General features: G+C 35.7%; 18 protein-coding genes. 8 read left to right on the top strand and 10 right to left on the bottom strand.

Annotated elements, in window-relative coordinates; genetic code table 11:
• Positions 1–441: 441 nt before the first annotated feature.
• The 3 genes from E2R67_RS13375 to E2R67_RS13365 all read right to left on the bottom strand — a co-directional run bounded on the left by E2R67_RS13375 (position 442) and on the right by E2R67_RS13365 (position 3477).
• Complete coding sequence (locus E2R67_RS13375) at positions 442–1383, bottom strand: competence protein CoiA family protein (protein ID WP_134291463.1); 942 nt, start codon at positions 1381–1383, stop codon at positions 442–444.
• 163 nt (positions 1384–1546) lie between these two features.
• Positions 1547–2923, bottom strand: a complete 1377-nt coding sequence (locus E2R67_RS13370; RefSeq protein WP_243837028.1) for a DEAD/DEAH box helicase — start codon at positions 2921–2923, stop codon at positions 1547–1549.
• 2 nt (positions 2924–2925) lie between these two features.
• Positions 2926–3477: a VspR family transcription factor gene (locus E2R67_RS13365; protein ID WP_134291462.1), complete on the bottom strand. Its 552-nt coding sequence runs from the start codon at positions 3475–3477 to the stop codon at positions 2926–2928.
• 156 nt (positions 3478–3633) lie between these two features.
• On the opposite strand from E2R67_RS13365, the gene E2R67_RS13360 reads away from it, so the two are divergent.
• Complete coding sequence (locus tag E2R67_RS13360; protein WP_208379533.1) at positions 3634–3888, top strand: helix-turn-helix domain-containing protein; 255 nt, start codon at positions 3634–3636, stop codon at positions 3886–3888.
• A 116-nt stretch (positions 3889–4004) separates the two neighbouring features.
• On the opposite strand, the gene E2R67_RS13355 is transcribed toward E2R67_RS13360, so the two are convergent.
• The 7 genes from E2R67_RS13355 to E2R67_RS13325 form a co-directional block, all read right to left on the bottom strand.
• Positions 4005–4826: a M48 family metallopeptidase gene (locus E2R67_RS13355; protein ID WP_243837027.1), complete on the bottom strand. Its 822-nt coding sequence runs from the start codon at positions 4824–4826 to the stop codon at positions 4005–4007.
• A 5-nt stretch (positions 4827–4831) separates the two neighbouring features.
• Positions 4832–8143, bottom strand: a complete 3312-nt coding sequence (locus E2R67_RS13350; protein WP_134291460.1) for a type I restriction endonuclease subunit R — start codon at positions 8141–8143, stop codon at positions 4832–4834.
• Between the two features lie 3 nt (positions 8144–8146).
• Positions 8147–9676 carry a nucleotidyltransferase gene (locus E2R67_RS13345; protein ID WP_134291459.1) on the bottom strand — a complete coding sequence of 510 codons (1530 nt, stop codon included), beginning with the start codon at positions 9674–9676 and terminating at the stop codon, positions 8147–8149.
• On the bottom strand, positions 9676–10830 hold the full coding sequence (locus E2R67_RS13340) for an SAVED domain-containing protein (RefSeq protein WP_134291458.1): 1155 nt from the start codon (positions 10828–10830) through the stop codon (positions 9676–9678). The genes E2R67_RS13345 and E2R67_RS13340 overlap by 1 nt, the downstream gene beginning before the upstream one ends.
• 11 nt (positions 10831–10841) lie before the next feature.
• A complete protein-coding gene (locus tag E2R67_RS13335) occupies positions 10842–12089 on the bottom strand; it encodes a restriction endonuclease subunit S (protein WP_134291457.1) in 1248 nt (415 codons plus the stop codon).
• Positions 12079–13596: a type I restriction-modification system subunit M gene (locus tag E2R67_RS13330; RefSeq protein ID WP_134291456.1), complete on the bottom strand. Its 1518-nt coding sequence runs from the start codon at positions 13594–13596 to the stop codon at positions 12079–12081. The genes E2R67_RS13335 and E2R67_RS13330 overlap by 11 nt, the downstream gene beginning before the upstream one ends.
• Before the next feature lie 69 nt (positions 13597–13665).
• Positions 13666–14274, bottom strand: a complete 609-nt coding sequence (locus tag E2R67_RS13325) for a restriction endonuclease subunit S domain-containing protein (protein WP_134291455.1) — start codon at positions 14272–14274, stop codon at positions 13666–13668.
• Between the two features lie 510 nt (positions 14275–14784).
• On the opposite strand from E2R67_RS13325, the gene E2R67_RS13320 reads away from it, so the two are divergent.
• The 7 genes from E2R67_RS13320 to E2R67_RS13290 all read left to right on the top strand — a co-directional run bounded on the left by E2R67_RS13320 (position 14785) and on the right by E2R67_RS13290 (position 23483).
• Entirely contained in the window at positions 14785–16014 is a 1230-nt protein-coding gene (locus tag E2R67_RS13320; RefSeq protein ID WP_134291454.1) for a TniQ family protein, read from the top strand.
• A gap of 5 nt (positions 16015–16019) precedes the next feature.
• Entirely contained in the window at positions 16020–18107 is a 2088-nt protein-coding gene (locus tag E2R67_RS13315) for a type I-F CRISPR-associated protein Csy2 (protein WP_243837026.1), read from the top strand.
• 14 nt (positions 18108–18121) lie between these two features.
• Positions 18122–19174 (top strand): type I-F CRISPR-associated protein Csy3, encoded by a 1053-nt coding sequence (gene csy3 / locus E2R67_RS13310; protein ID WP_134291452.1) that lies wholly within the window; start codon positions 18122–18124, stop codon positions 19172–19174.
• Between the two features lie 3 nt (positions 19175–19177).
• Positions 19178–19789 (top strand): type I-F CRISPR-associated endoribonuclease Cas6/Csy4, encoded by a 612-nt coding sequence (gene cas6f, locus E2R67_RS13305; protein WP_134291451.1) that lies wholly within the window; start codon positions 19178–19180, stop codon positions 19787–19789.
• A 668-nt stretch (positions 19790–20457) separates the two neighbouring features.
• Positions 20458–21375, top strand: coding sequence for a manganese-dependent inorganic pyrophosphatase (locus E2R67_RS13300; protein ID WP_134291450.1), 918 nt, complete (start codon positions 20458–20460; stop codon positions 21373–21375).
• Between the two features lie 151 nt (positions 21376–21526).
• Positions 21527–22885, top strand: a complete 1359-nt coding sequence (gene mpl / locus E2R67_RS13295; protein WP_134291449.1) for a UDP-N-acetylmuramate:L-alanyl-gamma-D-glutamyl-meso-diaminopimelate ligase — start codon at positions 21527–21529, stop codon at positions 22883–22885.
• A complete protein-coding gene (locus E2R67_RS13290; RefSeq protein WP_134291448.1) occupies positions 22875–23483 on the top strand; it encodes a flavin prenyltransferase UbiX in 609 nt (202 codons plus the stop codon). Before mpl ends, E2R67_RS13290 begins: the two co-directional genes overlap by 11 nt.
• Positions 23484–23619 lie beyond the last annotated feature (136 nt).

The following is a 23619-nucleotide window of genomic DNA, read 5'->3' as shown; positions in this document are numbered from 1 at the left end:
TAAGAGTGCTCTTTTAATTCAGAAAAATATTAAATTGATTATTTTATTTATCCAAATAGAAACACGAATAAAAAAACAACAGCAAAAAGTACTAAAAATACTTTGAGCATTAATCCAATATTATCACTTCCACCTTTTGGTGGTTTATTGCAGCATCCCATGATCATCTCCCCTAATAAAATTAACTTTAGTGTTTTGATTTTAATATTTTAAACCTGTGTGTGAAATACAGAGCAATGTATTTTAAAACATTAATCATTATCCTAAACCTTGCTCCTAGGGAAAGGTCAATAGTTTGATCTAGATGACGTAAAGTAATATTGAAGGGGTAAAGTGCTTAAACTAAACTTGGGATCCCATTGCATCATTTTGTAGAAAGCAATTAACTTAATGTAGTAATTTATTTAACTCGCTTTGGGGGCGAAAGTGCCTTAAAATATTTCAACGTTTAGAATAAGTGACAGAATAAAAATGTGAATTACATGTCTTGCAAACATGGGGTCCGAACCACATTGAACCACATTTTATACACTTATAATTATCCGCATCTTTATAATCAGAATGTTGAATTTCAGGTAGTGCGTTTGGCATATAGGTTGTTTTATAAATTGTACGTCTATCTCTTATGATAGGTTCTTTTGGTTTATTGTATATCTGCCTTTTAGGCTGTTCAATAATAGGAGTAGGCTCTGAGACCATAAAATATGGTCGTTCAAGAAATAACTGTAAACCTTTCTTTTTTTCTATTAATGACTTTCGAGGGTGATAAAGCCATTTTTTGTTAGCAGCATTTCCTAATATATATTCGCTTAAAATTTCAGAATATTTACCAGCAATATTTCTCTGGGATAATAACGAGTCAGTTTTGGATAGAGGAATTTCAAGTATGCCAATAGTGCTACTTTTAAATATATTAAAATCGCTCAGATCTGCTTGCCGTTCTGGCGTAGAGAAAATAATTGCAATTGAATAGTTTTCAAGTTTTATAATTACATCAAAGTGTATCGATAATAGTCGTTGTTCTACTTCAACATTATCAAATGATAGTGTCTTTTCTGATGTAATTGGAATGGATTCAGCTTGATTTGTATAAAGTTTTAATTCAGGGACTCTAATAGATTTGGCGTTCAAAATAATCTGTTTTGCCATCAAGACAACTGATACCCAAAATGAAAACGCACATTCATTTTTAACGCTATCAGCACCGCCTTTAGATACATGAGCAAAGCACCATTCATTTATAGCACCTTGTCTTGCTATTAACTCTGTTTTGCATGATGGGCAGATACAGCCACATCTCTTTCCTCGTTTAACTTCGGATACGTCAACGAGTTTTTGGTCTGATACTCTGAAACCAAATGGTATAAGAGAAAATACGCTCAAGTGACCTCCAGCTTAAATGTAAATTAAGTTAATAGTTTTTACTTGAATTCAGCTTTAATTATTTTCCAGATTATAAGATAAAACATACATTAATGTTTTTGAAGACTCTCAAATTATTGAACTGAATAAAACAAATTTGTAAGTGAATCATATTCATTGTTACTTAAACAAAAACTTCAATTAATTTTTCCCTAAAGTTATTGCAAAATTCCAGTGAATGAAGAGTCGAGAGCGGTGAAGTTTTTGTACTTCTTTGCGATTTGTCATTTTCTGTTAATTCCATTTCTGGATATAGTGAAGGATTAAATGGGGTACTTGTATTATTATTTTTTAATAGTTGATCAGTGAAATAATTTGCTGCTAAATTAGTTCTATTTAAAATATCCAGATCAGGGAGTTCTTTATCAATTCGATTAGCAAAACTACTCAACTTTTCTTCCGCTAAGGTGAATAACCAAGCTTCTTGATTTGGCGACCGATTTACTCTTAAGATACGTCCTAAAACTTGTCTGAAATACAGTTCTGTTTTTACTCTGCTTAGATGACAACATACCTGTAACCTTGGAATATCGGTTCCTTCGGATACCATACCTACTGTTACTATCCACTGTGTATTATTAAACCTGAACTGATTAATTTTTTCAGAAGCGTTATTTTCTTTGTAAGTAACGAGTGTGGCTGATTGATGAAAATACTTATGCAATATAATTTTTATTTGCTCTGCATGCTCTACAGATGAAGCAACAATCAGTCCTGCAGCATCAGGATTTGAATGCCTTATCTCTGTTAATTTATTAACACCTTGAGTAAGAATATAATTTATCACCATCTCATGTTTAATTAATTCATGGTATGAAATAGAGGGAGATTTAAGCAGAGCCATTAATGAATTATAGGTTTTCCTCTCTTTTTTTTCAGTGGTAACTGAAATTTCTTCGTTATCAATCAACACTATTTTGGGATTACGACAAACACGATCATTTACGGCTTGCTGCAGTGAGTAAGTATAGTTACATTGAATTTTATTATCAGGATCACTATAGGTAGCTAATGCAATAGGAAGCAGATCAGATCGCCAAGGTGTACCTGTTAATGCTAGAGTAAATGCGGCTTGTTCTTGAATATTTTTAACAATATCCTGCCCCCAAATATTGGCATCATCTATTGTTGAACCTGCACAATGATGTATTTCATCAAATACTACGAATACTCGATTATTCCTTAATAACTTCCAGTAATCATCATTAAAGAAACGCATATTTTGATATGTATAAGAACAACCGACAGAACCAATGACACCGTCAAAATTACAGTTCAATCGTTTAGAAAAAGCCTTTTTAATATTATTGGCTACTTCAGTAGAAGGTGAAAAGCATATTACAAAGTCTATTTGTTTAGATTCAAATAAGTAAGCTGCTACCTCTGCTGCCAATACTGTTTTTCCTGCGCCAGGTGTCGCTAAGCAAAAAAAGTGTTTATATTGCTGTCCATAATACTGTTCGACAGCTAGTAAACATTTTTTTTGCCAATTTCTTAACATGATTATTGATCCGTTATTTCATTACTGAGTAAATTTTGTAAGGCGCGAACCTTCCCAAGTAATTTTATAGAATTTTCTTTTGCTTGCGTATGATGCTGTTGTAATCTATTTTCAAGCTTAGGGAAGCGTGCAATTAGACGCTTATATTCTTTGGCTTCTTCAAGTAGCGTATTTAAATCTATTTCATATGCCAGTAGTTCTTTTTTTAACTCTTTTTGATAATCAATATTTTCTGTTTCTTTACTATGCTCTTTAGTAACTTTTACTTTTCGGCCTCTAGTTACAGGAATAACTTGAACTGTAAAAAATAAATTTGTTTTTGAGTAAATGACTTTTTTAACTCCGCCATCTAACTTATTAGTGCGTTTTAGTAGTCCTTTATCAACACTACGAGTCAATTGTCGATAAATAAATTTCCTCGTTTCAATTTCATCAGTAAATTCAGGCTGTTCATGCAATAAAGTATTTTTAGCTTCTGTCACTGTGAAGTTATTCATCTGTTTGATAACTAAAAGGAAATGTAAAAATACATTCATATCTACTTTTTTACTCATTGCACTGCCTCGTAAATAAACATAAACTTAGTATTCCTAAGTATACAGATCAATGTAAAAACTAGACAATCTATTTTATGTGAGAGTTATTGAGATGAAATACCAGTGCAAGTTAAATCTTTTTTTACAGAGCGTCTTAAACAGGCTCGCCAGAGTATGAAAATCAGCCAAAAAGATTTAGGCATTAAGATTGGAATAGATCCTGGTTCTGCAAGTGGTCGAATGAATCATTATGAGACAGGGCGACACATGCCTGACATTGCGATATTAAAAAAAATGGCAACAGAGCTCAATGTACCAGTTAACTATTTTTTCTGTGAGTCAGAAGAAAGCGCAACTTTAGCCTGCTTAATCGACAAGCTTGATGAAAATGGTAAACGCAAGCTTATTCAATTACTCCAAGCTAAGTAATTAGTAATAGCGACTAAAAAACGTTGTTTAGTTGGAATTGTCACGATTGTTAAACTTAGTGATGATTCAAGTAAGCTCTTTTTGTTTAAAAGATTAGATATTTAACTTACTCGTAATCACTCATTTAAATACATTTCCGCCATACCATCTAGCTTGGATTTAACTTCTTCCCAATTAGGCATTACTTGGGTTAACAAACGCCAAAATTTTTCACTATGGTTATGTTCTTCAATATGGCAAAGCTCATGTAATATCACGTAATCTATACATTCTTTAGGTGCTTTAATTAGGTGTGGGTTTAGCATTAAGTTGCCTTTAGTTGAGCAGCTTCCCCATTGCTTTGTCATTGACATAATTCTAAATGAAGGAATATCAGTTACCCAGTCAGCTTTAGGTAGCATTTTAGCTAAACGTTCTCTAAAAATAAGTTTTGCTTTGTGTTGATACCATTTATCTAAAAGTGTTTTAATTTTAACCGCTCGATCATCACAATCTTTTTTAAAAGTGACGGTTAATTTACCTCTATATAACTTAACATCTGCTGTTATCTCAGGGTCTATAATAACCTTGAGTACATAACGTTTACCTAAATAAAATTGAGTTTCTCCGCTAACATAACGTTTAGGCAAAACATAATCTTGTTGCTTTGCAAACTCTTCAATATTTTGCCAAATCCATCTGGCCCGCTTAATCATCGCCTCTTGAATAACTTCATCAGTTGTATCATGAGGCACTGTAGCCACTACTCGTTGATCTGGATGAACTTTTATCACAATTTTACGCGATGCAGCATTAGTACTATTCACTTGACGGATGACATCATAATGAATTATGCCATCTCCATAATAAAGAGCACCATTGTCAGACATGGACCGCTTATACTCGTGACTTGTTTTATTAGCCATTGGAGAGTTCTTGTTGGTTAATGAATTTACCATGTCCGTTAACCCCTTGATAAGCCAAGTCGGGTAATTTTAAGCACTGCCTCAATGAGCTTTTCAGCGTTATCAATACCAATATCGCTAAATAACATCGGTAATAGCTTCATACTGATAGCGTTTTCAATTTCAGCAGGGTTGATAGAGTATTCTGCTACTGCATTGTTAACCACTTCATCAATATTAAAGGCAAGCACTACTAACTTCTCATTATCTAATGATTGTTCAATTAAGTAGTCAGCACCAAACACATGCTTAAACAAGCCAAAATAGGCTTGAGCATGTTTATTTAATTTGCCTGAATCATCGGTAAAGTCATTTGGTATATCGGCAACTTTACGATCTTTTACTTCTTGTTCAAAGTCAGCAAATAATATGTATTGCTTAACTGGCGCATCAAACATTTCTTTGGTTTTCTCAATCGCTTTTTTTAACAGATTAGAAAAATACTCTTGTGCATAAGGATCATCAGCAAGGTCATCTTCAATCATTTTAGTGATGCGGCCCGTGATCTTGTCCGTTTGGTTTCGTGCTTCATCATCACTCAAATCTTGCGGCTTGACATTTTTACCCAGATTACCAACCAAGTAAGCACCATCAGGTTCTTTTACTTCAATACCTGCAATATGTTTATCTAATAAGCTACGGATATCTTCCGCGTACTCATCGTAATTGACGGTTTCGTTGGCATCTTCACGTACTTGTTTTCGCAAATCTACAAAGGCTTTTAAGTCACGTTTATACAAGTCACGTTTGCTATCGAAAGACTTATCTTCAAAGTAGCTAGCAGATTGTAAAGCGACCTTAATACAGTTAGAAAAAACAGTAAGGGCAGAGTAAAAGTCATCACGTTTTTTAAGATTAGTATCAACCAGTTTGCCATCTACATCCTGTACTTTAGGGGCTAATGCTTGCCTTAATGCAGGGCCATCTTGCTTATTTTTAACATTGGCAAAAATATCCCACAGCTCACTATGTAAGCCTGGTAACTTTTTATATTCCGTATCCATGCGGTTATATAAACCTTTAAGATCGTCTATATCAAAGCCACCTTGGGTGCGTTCAGCCAAGTCTTGGTATTTTTCAATGGTGGTATCAAGTTCTTTTAAAATGCCACGGTAATCAATTAAGTAACCAAACTGCTTTTTACTATGTAAACGGTTTACGCGAGCAATAGCTTGTATCAAGTTGTGCTCTTTAAGCGGCTTATCGATATAAAGTATCGTGTTTTTTGGCTCGTCAAAGCCCGTTAGTAGCTTATCGACCACTATCATGATGTCGGGGCCATCGTCACGGCTAAAGTCTTCTATAATGGCTTTTGTGTAAGCTTTTTCATCGCCCCCGTAGGTTTGCGCTACGTTATCTTTCCACCAGTTTTGAACGACGTCTTTGCTGTCTTGATCAACAACATCATGGCCTTCACGGGTATCAGGCGGTGACATGGCGATAACAGAAGTCACAGAGCCTATTTTATCTAGTGCATTCTTATAGCGAATGGCAGAAGCTTTAGAGTCACAGGCTAATTGACCTTTTAAGCCTTGTTGTTTAAAGTTTTGAAAGTGATCAGAAATATCATAAGCAATCAGATCAATTCGACCTTCAGCTTGGTAAATTTGACCTTTTTGTGAAAACTTTTTCTTTAAATCAGTTCGTTGTTTTTCGCTAAGTTTACTGGTGCTGCGCTCAAACCAAGCATCAATGGCTTTGTCATTTACGTTCAGCTCAGGAATGCGCTCTTCGTATAACAAGGGTGTTACGGTTTTATCTTCAACGGCTTGTTGCATGGTGTAAGAGTGAATAATTTTACCGAACTTATTTTCGGTCTTATCATCTTTTAATAGTGGCGTACCTGTGAACGCAATAAAAGCAGCTTTGGGCAGTGTTTGTTGCATTCGAATATTGTTTTCACCGTTTTGGCTACGATGGCCTTCATCCACTAATACAATAATATTGGGACTATCGTTAAAACATTCCTTTTGCTTAATGGCTGAACCAAACTTATTAATAATTGAAAAAATAACACGTTCATTACCTTTACCAATTTGCTCTGCTAAACGTTTGCCAGATGTTGCCATCGCGTCTTTTTTATCTCGGTCAGTCAGTACACCACCAGAGGCAAAAGTACGGCTAAGCTGATCTTCTAAATCAACTCGGTCAGTTACGATGATCACACGAACTTGTGATAGTTCTTCCAACCAAACAAGGGCTTTGGATAAAAACACCATAGTAAAAGACTTACCACTACCCGTTGTATGCCAAATAACACCGCCTTCACGAGCACCTGCTGCGTCAAAGGTATTAATGCGTTCCACTAACGCTTTAATGCCAAATACTTGCTGATAACGGGCGACAATCTTGCCTGCTTTTTTATCGAACAAAGTAAACAAGCGGGTAATCTCAAGTAAACGCTCAGGGCGTAATAAACTGATGATCAGCCTATCTTGGTCGGTAACGGTTAAATCACCTGCGGAAATTAACGATAAGTAGTCATCTTTAGCGTAAGCGGGGCGATGATTGAACAAACTATTAAGCTGTTTATCATTAAGGCTGCGATTTTTTAGGCGAGCAAACTCAGCTTCAGGTATTAACTCTTCTTTCCATTTTGCCCAGAATTTTTCAGGTGTGCCGCATGTAGCATATAAACCTTCGTGTCCATTTACCGATAAAAGCAGTTGGCTATAAGCAAATAAGTGTGGAATTTCTAACTGGCCCTGGTTGCGAATTTGCTGAGAAATTGCTTCCGCATTGGTCGATTTACCTTCTTTATTCGAATCAGGGCGTTTTGCCTCAATCACCACTAAAGGCAGGCCATTTACAAAACAGACAATATCAGGAATACGATTACCTGTACCTTCAGTATTTTGTACCACTAGTTCTTCGGTAAAATGAAATTGGTTATTCTTAATATTATGCCAATCAATGAGCTGAATAGTTGGTGAGGCTTTTTTACCATCAACAAACTCAGTAACACTCACGCCATACATCATAGCGTTATAGAGCTTTTCATTAGCGGCTTTAAGTCCTAAGTTCATTGCAGGGTTTAACTCATGCATCACTTTATCAATCGTAGCATCAGTGAGCTTGTGTTGCTTACCTGCAAAGGGAAAGGTTTGTTTAGCTAAAAACTCACGCATGATTGGCATTAACACCACTTGATGGGTGCTTTTTTTATCTACCGCGCTCTTTATCGTAAGTGGTGTATTGCCACGTAAGGCTTCACACTCACTAGGCGGAATGAACTGATAACCTAAATTAGTAAGCAAGGTAAGCGCAGGGATCTTAGCGCTGAATTCTTCAGTGAAGTTGGCTACAGACATATCTTAAAACCTATCCCTTATGCTAACGATAAACTCACCACTTTTTGCTACACAATTTCCATTTTTAATAACATAACATTCCACCCAGTGATCACCAGTATAAGAAGTTGATTCTGTTCTATATATATCGGAAGAAGTTGTATTTGTGTGCTCTGAAATTTCACCTCTGAGTTGACCTGCGTTTGCGGCTTCCTGTCCTGTATTCACAACTTGCCAGTAAATATCGAATGGCTTAGGAATATTTGTATCTACTTTAAACTTAAGATCCTTACCTTTTAATAGAGGTTGCCCTGATTCAAATTTTTTCCAAAATACATTAGTTTTATAGCTACCTTTTATTTCAACACTGTATTGTTGATTTAATGATAAAGGCCAGCCACCATGTTGTTTATGTTGAACATTAAAATGCAAAGCGGGTAAGTTAGATGGACGGTATACATCAACTAGAGCTTTAGTGAATCGATCTCTTTCAACGAATGAATTAATATTAATGAAATCTTCTTTCAACCAAGAAACCCATTGGAAGAATGCTTTTGCCCTTGCGTGATCATCTTCATGCCAACGGTCCGCGAAATTTTCTTCTAGATTAGCTGGATTTAGAATAAGCCAACTTCCGTCAGCTTTACGTGTAATAAGGTTATATGTTGCACGAGAAAAGTTCTCATTAAATACAAAGTCTGTATTTAACTGCGCTGCTTGTTGATCCATCAAAGTTATTAAATTATTCAAGGTATCAAAAATTGTACTTTCGTTTCTGTAACAGGAGCCTGCTAATACAGTAATAATCATAGAAATAGGCTTACATAATTCAATATCAGATTGAGAAAATCTAATATCACGATGTCTTTTTAATATTTGTATCGTTCTTTGTAGCGGTGTTTTTACATGAATGTTTGGCACGTCATCGACTGAATTAAATAACTGACGTTGATTATTAAATATTTGCTGTTTCTGCGATAGTTTCGCAAGCTGAAACGCTTCACCATTACGCTGATAAAACCACTCAGCGAATCCTTTAGGGTTACTTGTAGTCCAAGTATAACTTCCATCTTGATGTTTATTAGTAGCTGAAATTGAGTGTATTTGACCAACTCCACTTTGTTCATTTACAGCAGGAAGCACATCCATATGGAATCCTACTTTATCTTCCTCAGCATAAATTAATGTCCAGCAGCGTTTTCCTTCATCATCAAGCATTCTCGAATACGTACCGTTTGATTTTAATCTGTCACCGACTTGCTTCTTGATACTACTCGCTTGGCTATACTGTTTTATATGTCCTAAACGGCAAACTAAATCAATATCATAGTCTGAGTCTTTACTATCTATAAATGGCCTTATTTCAGTGCCCAGTTTAAAAGACCCTTGAAGGTAAACGTCAGTAGGAGAAATCGTTCCCTCGTATTCACCATCTAACAAAAATGACTTCATTGTATTGAAGCGATCAATTGCTTGTTTGTATTTTGATGGACTGATATCTAATTTTGATGCAGCTTCTTGAAGCGCGTCCTCACGACTAACTATATTTACCATTACTTACCTCCATGTATTGTTATTGTTTCGCTAAATGCTTTAGTTTGATAGTTTTGGTCGAATATACACCATGGCATAGATGCTTTTGGCATACGAATTCTTCCCAATTCAATAGCACATGACACGGGAATAGCTGGAAATATATTTAATACAGTATCCAAACCATGATGCATGGAGATGCGCTCGATGACTTTTCTTATCGTTTGCCTAAATAAAGACAATTGCTCGCGCGATCTAATAAAGTCGTTGTGCTGAAATTCTTGTGATGTTTTTATTTCCCAAATATCTACATCAGCCCCTAAAACTTCATGAATCCGCTTATTATCGATATGTGCGCTTAAAGATAAAATAAGAACAGGGGAGCGTTGTTTGGATTGTGGTTCAACCACAATAAAGTCAAAGTTGTCTGGCATAACCTGCCAGCTCCACGTTTTGGGCTCTCGAATAGGCTGATAGGTATCTACTTCAGTTTTATCAGTGAATAAACAACCTAATTTAATTAATAAAGGCATTGGAGCTAATGAGAACAATGAAAAATGTGATTGTTGCTCAGAACTTATCAAAGGAGTAATTTGCTGCGTAAAAACGGTTTCTAATTGTTTTGATTCAGCAGCCCAATATTCTGTATCTTTATCCGTTAAGCTACTTTTCATCGACAATTCAATAGGCACCGAACTAACTGGATATTTAGTAGGAAACATTGCGGTTACAGCTTGGTCGTATTGTAATGGAGATTTCTGTTCACCAATATTTGCGCCATAAAATACAACATGAGATTTATTTGAAAGTGAAATCCCTGCCACTGTCCAAACGCGGTACTCGTGATCTTTTTTCCACTTTTGCAATAAATCAGCAGAGTATTTCTTGCCTGTTGTATCTTGATCAATTGTTTTATGGCAGTCGTGGCACATCAACATGAGATTGCTGACTTCATTTAGCTTAGCTTTATTAGCTACAAATGGCCCCCATCCTCTAGGGCCGTCTTTCGAAAAAGAGTAAATATGTGCCGCCTCTGCAATATTAACCGCCTCCAAAGTTATAGGAGATTGGTAAAGTGGGCGATTACAGCCATTAAATTGGCATCGCCCAGCAGATTTTCCCCATAATGCGGTTTTTACTTTTTCTTTGATGTATCTAGTAACTTCACTTGCCACGATGTTTCTCCTTAAACTTTGACTCTGCGCTTACCGGTTAACAACTGCTGCATTAACGCTTTTTTCTCTTTTTTTAAATCCGCAAGTTGTTGTTCTAATAGCTCGATTTCTTTGTCTGAATTTGTAAGTACGGTAGCTATTTTTTGTTGTTCGACTATATCTTTCGGAATACTTACAGGCTGTTTTTCAGCATCTTTCTTCCCTAATCCAAGCTGTGCCGTGCCATTAACTTTGCGTCTTAGCTCTTTATTTACTTTGTGGTGATTTATCAGATAGCTTAAAAACAATGAACAATCAGACTTAGGAGTTAAACAATAAACGTGGTCAGAGAGAATATACATCTCAGATTGATCTACATAACCAACTCGACCAATAATTTGACCTCCACCAATATCATCTTTCGGCATCACAAGTTGTCCTTTAAACAGGTAATCTTTAGATATTTTTGTCTTTTTAGTCGGAATTAACTTGCCTGCTCTTGAAACAGATCCCATATCAAGGATGTAACTGTCACCATCATTATCAATAAATTTTGTTTTTGATGATGAAGTAGAAAATGTAAATAGATCTGATAGTTTTTGAGTGTGCCACTCACCACCAAACGGTTTACCTGAATTATCGAGCAGTCGTTTTTTACCTGTCAGCAGTTGTTGCATTAGGGCTTTTTTCTGTTGCTTGCTGTTGTCGATTAGGCGCTCGGTGGTGCTAATCGCTTTATCCCATCTGGTTAGGATTTTGGCGATTTTTTGCTGTTCTAAAAGAGGAGGCATAACTACTTTAAGCTTCTTTAGATTACTTATAGATAGAAACGGTTGTGCTCCTCCTGATTTAGCACTCTGGGTGATTTTTTGCTGTCTAGACTTATAATATTGATAGAGGAACATACCATCCAATAATTTTGGATCTGGCTTTAGCAAGGCTATATTTTTCATACTAAATTCGAAATCAACATTTACATAAGCACAATCACCGATGTTGCCTGCTCCAATATTAACTATCAATAAGTCTCCCTTTTCAGGGTTGCAACGCTTGTAAATAATATTATGATCGTCTTTGCGCAAGAATAAGCACTTGTCAAAAGTTATAGTACCTTTTTTAATATGAACAGATTTGATATATGGCATACCGTTTATGGTTGTAGCAGGAGTGTCATGCGTTCCATCTGTAATTTTTGTACATACACTTATTGCATCAACAACTTCCCAATCAGAGGGGATGTTCCCTAGATGTAGATGTTTGATGAAATTATTATTTTCCATAACCTAATTCCTTTAGGTAGCCTTCCATTTGTATTTCCAAAGTCTGTAATTGCTTTTGTAATTGAACACGTTCAGTGCGCACTACAACTAAGTCAATCTCAGCTTCTTCCTCAAAGGTGTCAACATAACGAGGAATGTTAAGGTTAAAGTCGTTTTCTTTAATCTCATCAAATGTTGCTAGATAAGCGTATTTATCAACACTCTCGCGGGCTTTGTAGGTATCGATTATTTTTTGAATATTCTCTGGTGTTAATTGGTTCTGATTTTTGCCTGACTTAAACTCTCGGCTGGCATCAATAAACAGCACGTTTTTATCCGTTTTTTGTTTTTTAAATAGCAAAATGGCGGCGGGGATACCTGTACCAAAGAATAGTTTTTCGGGTAAGCCAATAACAGTATCAAGTAGGTTTTCTTCTATTAACTGTTGACGAATTTTACCCTCTGAAGATGCTCTAAATAATACGCCATGAGGCACAACAACACCCATGCGACCTGTTTCTGGCTTAAGGGTTTCAATCATGTGACTGATGAACGCATAATCACCTTTAGTTTTCGGTGGAACGCCTCGTCTAAAGCGACCATATGGGTCGCTGCTAGCATCTTCATGCCCCCACTTATCTAGACTGAACGGTGGATTGGCTGTGACGATGTCAAAGTGTAATAAGCCTGTTCCTTCTTTTTCCAATAAAAGGGGATTACGAATCGTGTCACCCCATTCAATGCGGTGGTTGTCTTCACCGTGTAGGAACATGTTCATTTTGGCGAGTGCCCACGTTGCACCAATGGCTTCTTGACCGAATAAAGCATATTTTTTTGAGCCAGAATTTTTACGTACCATGGCGCCACATTTAAGTAACAACGAGCCAGAACCACAGGCAGGATCACATATTTGGTCACCTTCAACTGGCTCTAAAATGGTGGCGAGTAAGTCGGAAACTTCTGGCGGAGTATAGTATTCACCTGCGGTGGCACCGCTGCCTGCGGCAAAGTGTTTAATGAGGAATTCGTAGGCATTACCAATAACATCTAAACTACCAACACGCTCTGAACTTAGGTTAAGAATGTCTTTACCAAAATCTTCTAATAAGTGGCGCAGTAAATCGTTTTTTTGTTTTTCTTGGCCTAGTTTGTCGGTATTAAAGCTGATGTCTTGGAATACATTTTTAAGCTTAGTGCCGTTGGCTTCTTCTAATGCGTGTAGCGCTTGGTCAATACGTTGCCCGTTACCTGCTTGGTGACGTTGTTCGTATAAATCCCAAAAGCTAGCACCTTCAGGTAATACAAAACGCTGCTTTGACATCATGGCAGTGATTAATTGTGGATTATCACCATGTTGTTCAACGAGCTTCTTGTAGTCGTCTTTATATACATCTGAGATGTATTTTAAGAACAGCATGGTCAACACGAAGTCTTTGTAGGTATCTGCGTTGATAACCCCTCTAAAGGTGTCGCAAGCCGCCCATACGGCTTTGTTGATATCGTCCTGATTGATTTGGCTGTTTGGCATTTGTTTTATTCCTTGTTTTTCTGTTAATTCGTTTATTTAGTAGATTATTTTTATCAACTTGCTGATTCATTACGTTGTTAATGCTTTATGTGCAATCGCATCAAGTTGTTGTTGTCTGTTTTCAATGAGTTGTTGTAATATTTTTTGTTCTTTTACTGCGCAGTGGTGCATTGCCGTTAATTGTTTCTGTTTTTCTATCGGCAGCATTGTAATGGGTACATATTCTAATATTTGCCTACGCACACTTAAATAAAGGGAACCTTCTGCCGTTGTTTGAAAATAGCGCTGTGCAGGTAATTGATTTAATTGCCAGCATACAAATTCTGGCGTTACCAACTCTTTAAATGCTGGTTTTATTCGTACTAAAAAGAAATGTGGTGAGCACACCGTTTGCTTTGGTAAATTTTCAACCAATGCGGAATAATGTTTGGCTCCTTTTGCCACAAAGAGTATATCTCCCGACTTTAACCAGTCGGGCTGTTTTTTACTTGTTAGCGTGGTTGTGATTACTTCATCCTGAACTATCTCTCCAGTGGCTTTTGTGTTTCGCACCTGCACAACATGCACATCACCATTTATATCTGGCTCTATGCTGCCCCTAAATGGGTGGCCTGAATGGATATCTGCAATATCGTAAAGTTTTATGTCGTTAGGCATATTACAAACTTTGTTATTCATGAGTTTTACAACCTTAGTCATATGACTATTTGTAATATAGATACTCTTATTGTTGAATATCTTTGCTTTATTTAATGTTGATTATAGTGGCGCGTTTACAACCAAATATCAAGCTGTTTTTTGCAGTATTTTAATGGAGCGTTTTTATTGGTGTTTTTTGATATGAAAATAAGTGATAAAGATCTTTTAAAATTAGTGTCGCAGGAGGAGGACTTATTTGTTCGGAATGTATACAAAAATCATTGGACAGTCGCTATGTCTTTTGTTTTTTTGATTTAAGATAGTTTTGTCAAAAAGCATTTATAAAGAGTCTAAATAAATGTAGTCTTATCTTATATTGATGAATAAAGGCCTAGTATATGTGAAGTAAGATCATACGAAATTTTCCTGAGCGTGAAGGCCCATGGTTCTCAACTTTTAATTCATTCGCTATATTTCGAACATTATCTCTTGTAATTTAAATTAGATACTTTATCTTTTGGCTTAGTATTCCTAAGTTCAGAGGTCTTTATGGCTTTTTTATTTTCTCCAAAGGCAACTCCATTTTCTGATGAATCATTAGAGAGTTACTTATTACGTATTGTTTCTGAAAATTTCTTTGATTCTTATGAAGAGCTTAGCCTCGCAATTAGAGAGGAGTTACATGAACTTGATTTTGAAGCTCATGGGGCTTTTCCTATCGACTTAAAAAGATTGAATGTTTATCACGCGAAACATAATAGTCATTTCAGAATAAGGGCGCTAGGTTTACTCGAAGCCCTGTTAGATCTTCCTCGCTTTGAACTGCAAAAAATTGCTTTACTAAAATCAGATGTAACCTTTAATTCTTCGGCTGCTTTATACAGAAATGGGGTAGATATTCCTCAGAAATTTATTCGTTATCAAGGTAATAGGAAAGCCTATTCTATTCCTATTTGTCCGCATTGCTTACGAGAGGAAGCTTATATAAAGCAAAGTTGGCACATCGAATGGGTAAATATCTGTGTTAAACATCAATGTACTCTCATTCATAATTGTCCTGAATGTAATTTACCAATTAATTATATCGAAAATGAGTCTATTACTCATTGTTCATGCGGCTTTGAATTAGCCTCTGCAGATAGTCTGCCGGTAAAAGAAAAAAGTATTAAATATTTACATGCATTGTTGGATTCAAATATATGCTCTGGTAGTAATCCTTTGTTTAATTTTACGACTTCAAGTGACCGTTTTGCAGCTCTTCTCTGGTTTCATAAAAGGTATTCCCATAAAAATGTGTTTTGCTTAGATGAAGCCGTAGAATATTTTAGTGAGTGGCCAGCAAGTTTTTATAAAGAGCTAAATGGCTTAACTAATAATGCAGAAATGAAACTCATTGATTTGTTCAATAAGACTGAGTTTAGGTTTATTTTTGAAGATCTGATCTTATCCTCTCCTAACACTCAAATATTAGAGAAGCCTCATTTTATTCTTATTACCTTATTAGATTATTTAGCGGCATTAATAGAAGAAAACCCTAAATCAAAGAAAGCGAATATCGGCGATTTATTGGTGAGTGTTTCAGAAACTGCTTTGCTGCTTGGTACATCCATAGATCAAGTTTATAGATTATATCAAGATGGTATTTTTCAAACTGCATTCAGACTTAAGCTGAATCAGCGAATTAATCCTAATAAAGGCGTATTCTTTTTAAGGCAAGTCATAGAGTACAAAGCAAGTTTTGGAAATGATAAAAATAGAATGTACGTATCGGCATGGTGAATAGTATGCATTTAAAAGAGTTACTAGAAATTCAAGATATTACTGAGCGAAATAAACTATTGAGGCGTGCTTTTAGCGCTTATACTGAAACCATTGATATAACCGGCTGTGAAGAGTTTGCGCTTATTATTCTATTAAATTTAACTTATCGTAGAAACCAAGTGGAGGACTTACTTGATAAGGTATTAGCAAAAAAAACGCTAAATAATGAGGATTACATTGGTAAATGTATTAATGAAGTCGAATGGTTTCATACTCATAATTTGAAATATCCCGATATTAGAGTAAGTAAACAAACGTTAGCAGTAAATCCACCTCCATTACATCCTCATGTTTTGAGTAGTGCTAATTATGATAAAATCTTTGGTTGGTCACATGATTCAGCCAAAGTAAATGTGGTTAAGTTATTTCTTAGCTATTTTAAATGGCAAGATGATAGCTATTGTCTTGCACAAATTCTAGTATCTCTGCCTGATGATTGGAAAGCTGCATTCACTTCATTGGGAATGAAAGTTAAGGTGCTTTTAAATTTATGTGGCAGAGTTTCAAGTGTTTTGCCGGAAGAGGTTATTCCAAGTTTTGTAGATCGTTATTGTCGTCAAATTAGAATGCCTTATCACGATGGTTACACTGCCATTACACCTGTCATTAGTCATTCTATACAATCTAAAATACAACAAGCTGCAATTCAAAAGAAAGGTTCATTTACTAAAGTCGAATTTACGCGTACAGCTGCGGTTAGTGAGCTAGTAGCTTCTATCGGCGGGTTTGTTAATGCATTGAGTTATCCTCCTGACGTAGGTATAAGCCATCATGGTTTAAGTCAGTCTCGATTGTTTCAAATACAAAATGGAAAGCAAATATTTAATGGAAACGTGTTATTAAAGCCGCAGTTTATCGGAGCACTAGAAGGGATAATCTTTAACCATAGTGCACTAGCACTAAAGCAACGTCGGCAGTTAAGAGTTAAAAGTATTAAAGAATTAAGAAATACACTTTCAGAATGGTTCGCACCTATTCTAGAGTGGCGTTTAGATATCATTGAAAACAGAGTTAACCTAATTGACTTTGAAAGTATTAATGATCAATTAGAATATAAATTAGTATCAACTTCTGACGATAAATTACCGTCATTGGTTATTCCCTTATTTGGTTCGCTAAATAGTATGCTTGCTAATATACCGATGATGCAAAAATATGCTTTTCACCCTAAGTTAATGGAGCCTTTGAAGTTTGCTTTAAAATGGCTGCTAAGTAACATCGGGAATGAAAGTGATGTTGCCATAAAAGACGATGACTTGCCTTTTAGGTATTTACACTTAAGTGGTGTTCGGGTCTTTGATGCGCAAGCTCTATCGAATCCTTATTGCTCGGGTATACCATCGTTAACCGCTGTTTGGGGGATGTTGCATCATTATCAGAGGGAGCTTAATCAGGCCCTTGGTCTTGGTGTTCGCTTTACTTCTTTTTCATGGTTTATTAGGGATTACTCTTTGATTCCGGGAAAAAAACTTCCTGAAATAAATTTACATGGCACTAAACCGAACGATGTAAAGCGACCTGGAATTATAGACAATCAATATTGTGATTTAACATTTGATTTAGTGGTTCATATTGATGGTTATCAGGATGAATTATTGAAATTGGATGATGAGCCTGAATTGTTGAAAGCTCACTTTCCATCAAACTTTGCGGGTGGTGTGATGCATCAACCTGAATTAGATTCCAATATTGATTGGTGTCGTTTATATCATAAGGAAAAATTTCTATTTGAAAAAATTCGACGATTACCATTATCTGGTTGCTGGGTGATACCTACTGAATACAAGGTACATGACTTCGAATCATTATTTGCAATTTTAAATAATGATTCAAAATTGAGTCCTTCCATGATGGGTTATATGTTATTAAATAAGCCAGAGCCTAGACCTGGATCACTAGAAAAAATGCATTGCTATGCAGAACCTGTTATTGGGGTCGTTGAATACTCACCGGCAATTAATATTAGGTTAAAAGGTAAAAGAAATTACTTCCATAAGGCTTTTTGGATGTTAGATGCACAAGAAAAGTTTATGCTAATGAAAAAAATTTAAACAGAAGGTGCTTTATGGAACTATGTAATATATTAAAATATGATCGCTCCCTTTATCCTAGTAAGGCTGTGTTTTTTTATAAAACAGATGATTCCGACTTTGTTCCTCTTGAAGCAGATATATGCCGTATTCGAGGGCCTAAGTCTGGTTTCACTGAGGCATTTACACCGCAATTTTTACCCAAAAATCTATCCACTCAAGATTTAACACATAATAATATATTAACATTGGAAGAATGTTACGTGCCTCCGAATGTTGATCATCTATATTGTCGTTTTTCTTTACGAGTACAAGCTAATTCACTAGCTCCTTCTGGTTGTAGTGATCCTGAAGTATTCTCCTTACTTAAAGAGTTTGCAGAGGTATTCAAAGAGCGTGGAGGTTATAAAGAGTTGGCCGTTCGGTATTGCCGCAATATTTTATTGGGCACATGGTTATGGCGTAATCAAAATACAGGTAATACGGAAATTAAAATTAAAACCAGCTCTGGCAATGACTATTTAATCAATAATACTCGTAAAGTTGCATGGGAAAGTAAATGGTCTGATGAAGAGTTAAAAACGTTAGAAGATTTAAGTAATGAAATTCAAAATGCGCTGATCGACCCTAATGTATTTTGGAGCGCTGATATAACTGCAAAAATAGAAAGTGTATTTTGTCAGGAGGTTTACCCTAGCCAAATACTTACCGATAAAGTTTCACAAAGTGAAGCTTCAAAGCAATTTGTAAAATCCAAATTTAGTGATGGGCGTTATGCCGTTAGCTTTAATTCAGTAAAAATAGGTGCTGCCTTACAATCTATTGATGATTGGTGGGATGATGGGGCAAGTAAACGACTACGAGTACATGAGTTTGGTGTAGATAAAGAAATAGGAACGACTCGTCGCCCTCCTCATTCTGAACATAATTTTTATCATATATTAAAAAGCGCTGAAAGGTATTTGAGCGAACTGAATAAATTTAATGCTAATAACGGTGAGGTCGTTAATCCAAATATCTATTATCTTTTTTCTGTATTAATTAAAGGTGGAATGTTCCAAAAAAAAGCAGAAAGTAAAAAAGGATAATTTATGAAAAGATATTATTTTATGATTCATTTTTTGCCTAAAGAAGCAAATCTAGCTTTATTGACAGGTCGTTGTATTTCTATCATGCATGGTTTTATTTTAAAGCGAGATATTCAAGGTGTAGGTGTAACATTGCCTGCTTGGTCTGATTTATCAATTGGTAATGTCATTGCTTTTGTCCATTCCGACAAGAAAGTTTTGCAAATGCTGAAAGAGCAGTCTTATTTTGAAGATATGCAGAACTGTGGTTTTTTTGAACTAACTTCTGTTACTGCAGTGCCTGATAATTGTGAAGAAGTTTATTTTAAACGTAACCAAGCAATTGCAAAAATATTTACAGGTGAAAGTAGAAGACGTTTAAAACGTTTAGAGAAAAGGGCATTATCTAGAGGCGAAACCTTTAATCCACAAAAATGTGTAGTTTCAAGGGAGTTTGATGTGTTTCATCGCATTGCCATAAGTAGCAATAGTAATCAAAATGACTACATACTTCATATCCAAAAGCAGAAGGGGGGGACTAAAGTTGGGTCTACATTTAGTAACTATGGTTTTTCTTCTAATGAAAAGTTTGATGGGAGTGTCCCCGATTTATCTCATTTAGTAATGAAATTATAACCTTTATTTTTAATGCTAAACTAACTTGTTGATTTAATACCATTCTTTTTTTTAACTTAAATTTTGGTTAAAATGAGGTTCAGACTCTAACGTTTTGATTTATAAAATGAATGGTTTGATTTTTAATAGTGTCCTGCCGAACAGGCAGCTGAGAATGAAAATAAAATTGAAGCATGGATGAAAGATGGGTGTCCTGCCGAATAGGCAGCTGATAATAAAAAAAATCGCTTTGATGTATATGTTAAACAATTTCTGCCGAACAGGCAGTTTTATATAAAGAGAGTATAGGGTCTTTATATACCTAAATAGTTGAATAATTATTTGTAATTTAATTACATATTGAAAATGGCTTGAATATTAATTTTTTTAATTTGTCAGTGTATGGTTGTATTTTATGTCAAAGTTTACTTTTATATATGATGTAAGCAAATGATTTACTGTACCATGTTATGTCAGAGTATGATTTCAGCGACAATTTTAAGTGCCTGTTTATTTTGGTTATAAACAACTTATTTGAGAGAAGATAAATGTTTTTTGTTTTTATACTAAGCTTGAGCTTGAATCAAAATGTAAATCAGAAGTTAAATAAGATTAAATTTACACTTAAAATATTTAGTGGAATCAGGTATTCTTCAGCAAATTAATTTAACAACACAGTGGATATTTCAATGATTGTATTAGGACACCAAAACCCAGATTGCGATAGTTTATGTAGCGCTATCGGCCTTGCTAGCTTATTTAACAAAATGGGTAAAACTGCAACGCCTGCCTTACAAGGTGAGCCAAATCCTGAAGCATTATTTTTATTAGAGCAATCTGGTTTACCACAACCAGAAATTCGCACTGAAGTTGCTGGCGAAGAAATCTTTATTGTTGATTACTCTGATTGGGGCCAAGGTACGGCTGATATGAAGAAAGCAACTATTTTAGGGATTGTTGATCATCATAAACTAGGTGATATTACGACATCTACACCGCTTGAATGTTGGATTTGGCCTGTTGGTTGTAGTGCAACGATTGTTTACAACATGTATAAATTTAATAACCAAGTCCCAGATGCTCCAGTTGCTAAAATGATGATGGGTGCCATCATCTCAGATACTGTTAACTTCCAAGGCCCTACAACAACAGATATCGATATTGTTGCAGCTAACGAATTAGCTGAAATTGCAGGCGTTGAAGATATTCAGGCATTTGCCAAAGCACAATTTGATGCAAAATCTGATATTAAATTAGTTTCAGCAGAAGAATTAATACTACGAGATCAAAAAGTATTCGAAATGGCGGGCGAAAAGCTAGCAATTGGTCAACTTGAATTAACTTCGTTAGAAACTGCATTTTCTAAAAAAGAAGCAATGCTGGCTGAAATGAAAAAACTGCAAGCAGCGAAAGGTTTTCATTCAACAATCGTTTTATTAACTGATATTAATAAATTAGATACAACGGCATTAATCGTTTCTAAAGATGCGGATAAAGTGGCTAAATCATTAAATAGCACAGTCAATGATTCTATGTTTGAGTTACCAGGAGTGGTAAGTCGTAAAAAACAAATTATTCCATTCTTACAAGCTGCGTTCGAAGGTTAATCATTATTTAGCGTATTACTTTTAATCGTAAACGTAATTGATTACTGCAAATAAAAGGCGAGTCTCGTTATGAGTCTTGCCTTTTTTATTGGCATGCTTTAACTATTTTCGGTATAACTTAACTTTCTATTTTTATCTGTATTGAGGTTCCATGCATATTCACATACTTGGTATTTGCGGCACGTTTATGGGCGGTGTTGCAATTCTTGCTAAATCATTAGGTTATAAAGTTACGGGGTCGGACAAAAATGTTTATCCGCCAATGAGCACACAACTTGAAGAGCAAGGAATTGAGCTTATCCAAGGTTTTGATCCAAGCCAATTAGATAGTCAGCCTGACCTAGTTGTAATTGGGAATGCAATGAGTCGTGGGAATCCATGTGTAGAAGCCGTTTTAGATAAGCAAATACCTTATATTTCTGGGCCACAATGGTTATTAGAGCATGTTTTAAAAGATCGTTGGGTGCTAGCGGTTGCGGGGACGCATGGAAAAACATCAACATCTAGTATGCTTGCTTGGGTATTAGAATACGCAAAAATGGAGCCAGGATTTTTAATTGGTGGTGTACCTGAAAACTTTGGTTTATCAGCTCGCTTAGGTGAAACACCATTTTTTGTAATAGAAGCTGATGAATACGATAGTGCCTTTTTTGATAAGCGTTCTAAGTTTGTTCATTACCATCCAAGAACACTCGTTTTAAATAACTTGGAATTTGATCATGCCGATATTTTTGAAGATTTAAATGCGATCAAAAAACAATTTCATCATTTGATGCGTACTGTACCTAGTACTGGACGAGTTTTAATTCCTAATAAAGATGAAGCATTAATGTCTGTTAAGCATATGGGGTGCTGGAGTGAAGTAGAATATCTAGGGCAAGATTGGTCGAGCAATAAAATTAAAGAAGATGGTACCGTGTTTGATGTGTCACTCAATGGGAAACATCAAGGGCAAGTGGCGTGGCAATTAATGGGAGATCATAATGTCGATAATGCATTAGCCGCTATTGCCGCAGCAAGACATGTTGGCGTCACCCCTGAAATCGCGATCGAAGCGTTAGCTGAATTTAAGAGTATTAAGCGTCGCATGGAAGTAAAAGGGAAAATTAACAATATTACTGTTTATGATGATTTTGCTCACCATCCAACGGCAGTGAAAACGACATTAGCGGGTTTACGTGCGAAGGTTGGTAATGAAAAAATTATTGCTGTTTTAGAGCCTCGTTCCAACACCATGAAATTAGGCGTTCATAAAGAAGCATTGGTGAATTCATTATCTGCTGCTGATATCGTTTATTGTTTCGAAGATGAAAATATTCAATGGTCGATGAAAGAGTTATTTAGCGAACAAGGTAAGAGTGTGAATGTTGAAACCCAGATCGATGATTTAGTCGATAAACTGGTAAAACAAGCAAAACCTAATGATCATATTCTTATTATGAGCAACGGTGGCTTTGGAAATATCCACCAAAAATTACTAAATAAATTAGAGAGTGTAAATGCAATTTAACGATACAGTAACATTAGGCGTAACCGGCGCATCTGGTAGTGGATATTTTTTACGTTTATTGCAAAGCATGGTAAATGCGAACGTTAAAGTTTATTTAATTTTATCAGAGGCTGCACAAATAGTGCTTAAAACGGAAGTTGACGAAGATTGGCCAACAGAAATTAACGCATTAAATGAATTTTTAGTCTCTCGCTTTAATACTAAAAAAGATCAAGTCATTGCCTTAACAGCTAAAGATTGGTTTTCGCCTGTTGCTTCAGGATCTTCTGCTCCTAAAAAAATGGTTGTATGTCCATGTAGTTGTGGAACGTTAGCTTCAATTGCTCAAGGTTTATCTAATAATTTAATTGAGCGTGCTGCTGATGTCGTTTTTAAAGAAAGAGGGCAATTAATCGTAATGCCAAGAGAGACACCATTTTCTACATTACATTTAAAGAATATGCTGACCTTATCCGAACTGGGTGCCACTGTTATGCCATTGGCCCCTGGTTTTTATCATAAACCAACGAGTATCGATGAATTACATGACTTTATGGTGGCACGTGTCATGGATCATTTAAAGATAGAACACCAAGCGAGTAAAAGGTGGTGTGAGTAATATATCACCTATAATGGTAATGCCGATCAGTTAAGAAAAATTAGTTGATTTTTAACGTAAGAAGATCAAAATCCTATGACTCAAAAGGTCATGGGATTTTTTTATGGAACTTTCAGAAGCACTCGCTCGCACATCA

Source organism: Psychromonas algicola (genome assembly GCF_004378355.1).
In the GTDB taxonomy this organism is placed as follows: domain Bacteria; phylum Pseudomonadota; class Gammaproteobacteria; order Enterobacterales; family Psychromonadaceae; genus Psychromonas.
The sequence above is the reverse complement of the archived record's forward strand: the minus strand, read 5'-3'. Positions and strand labels throughout refer to the sequence as shown.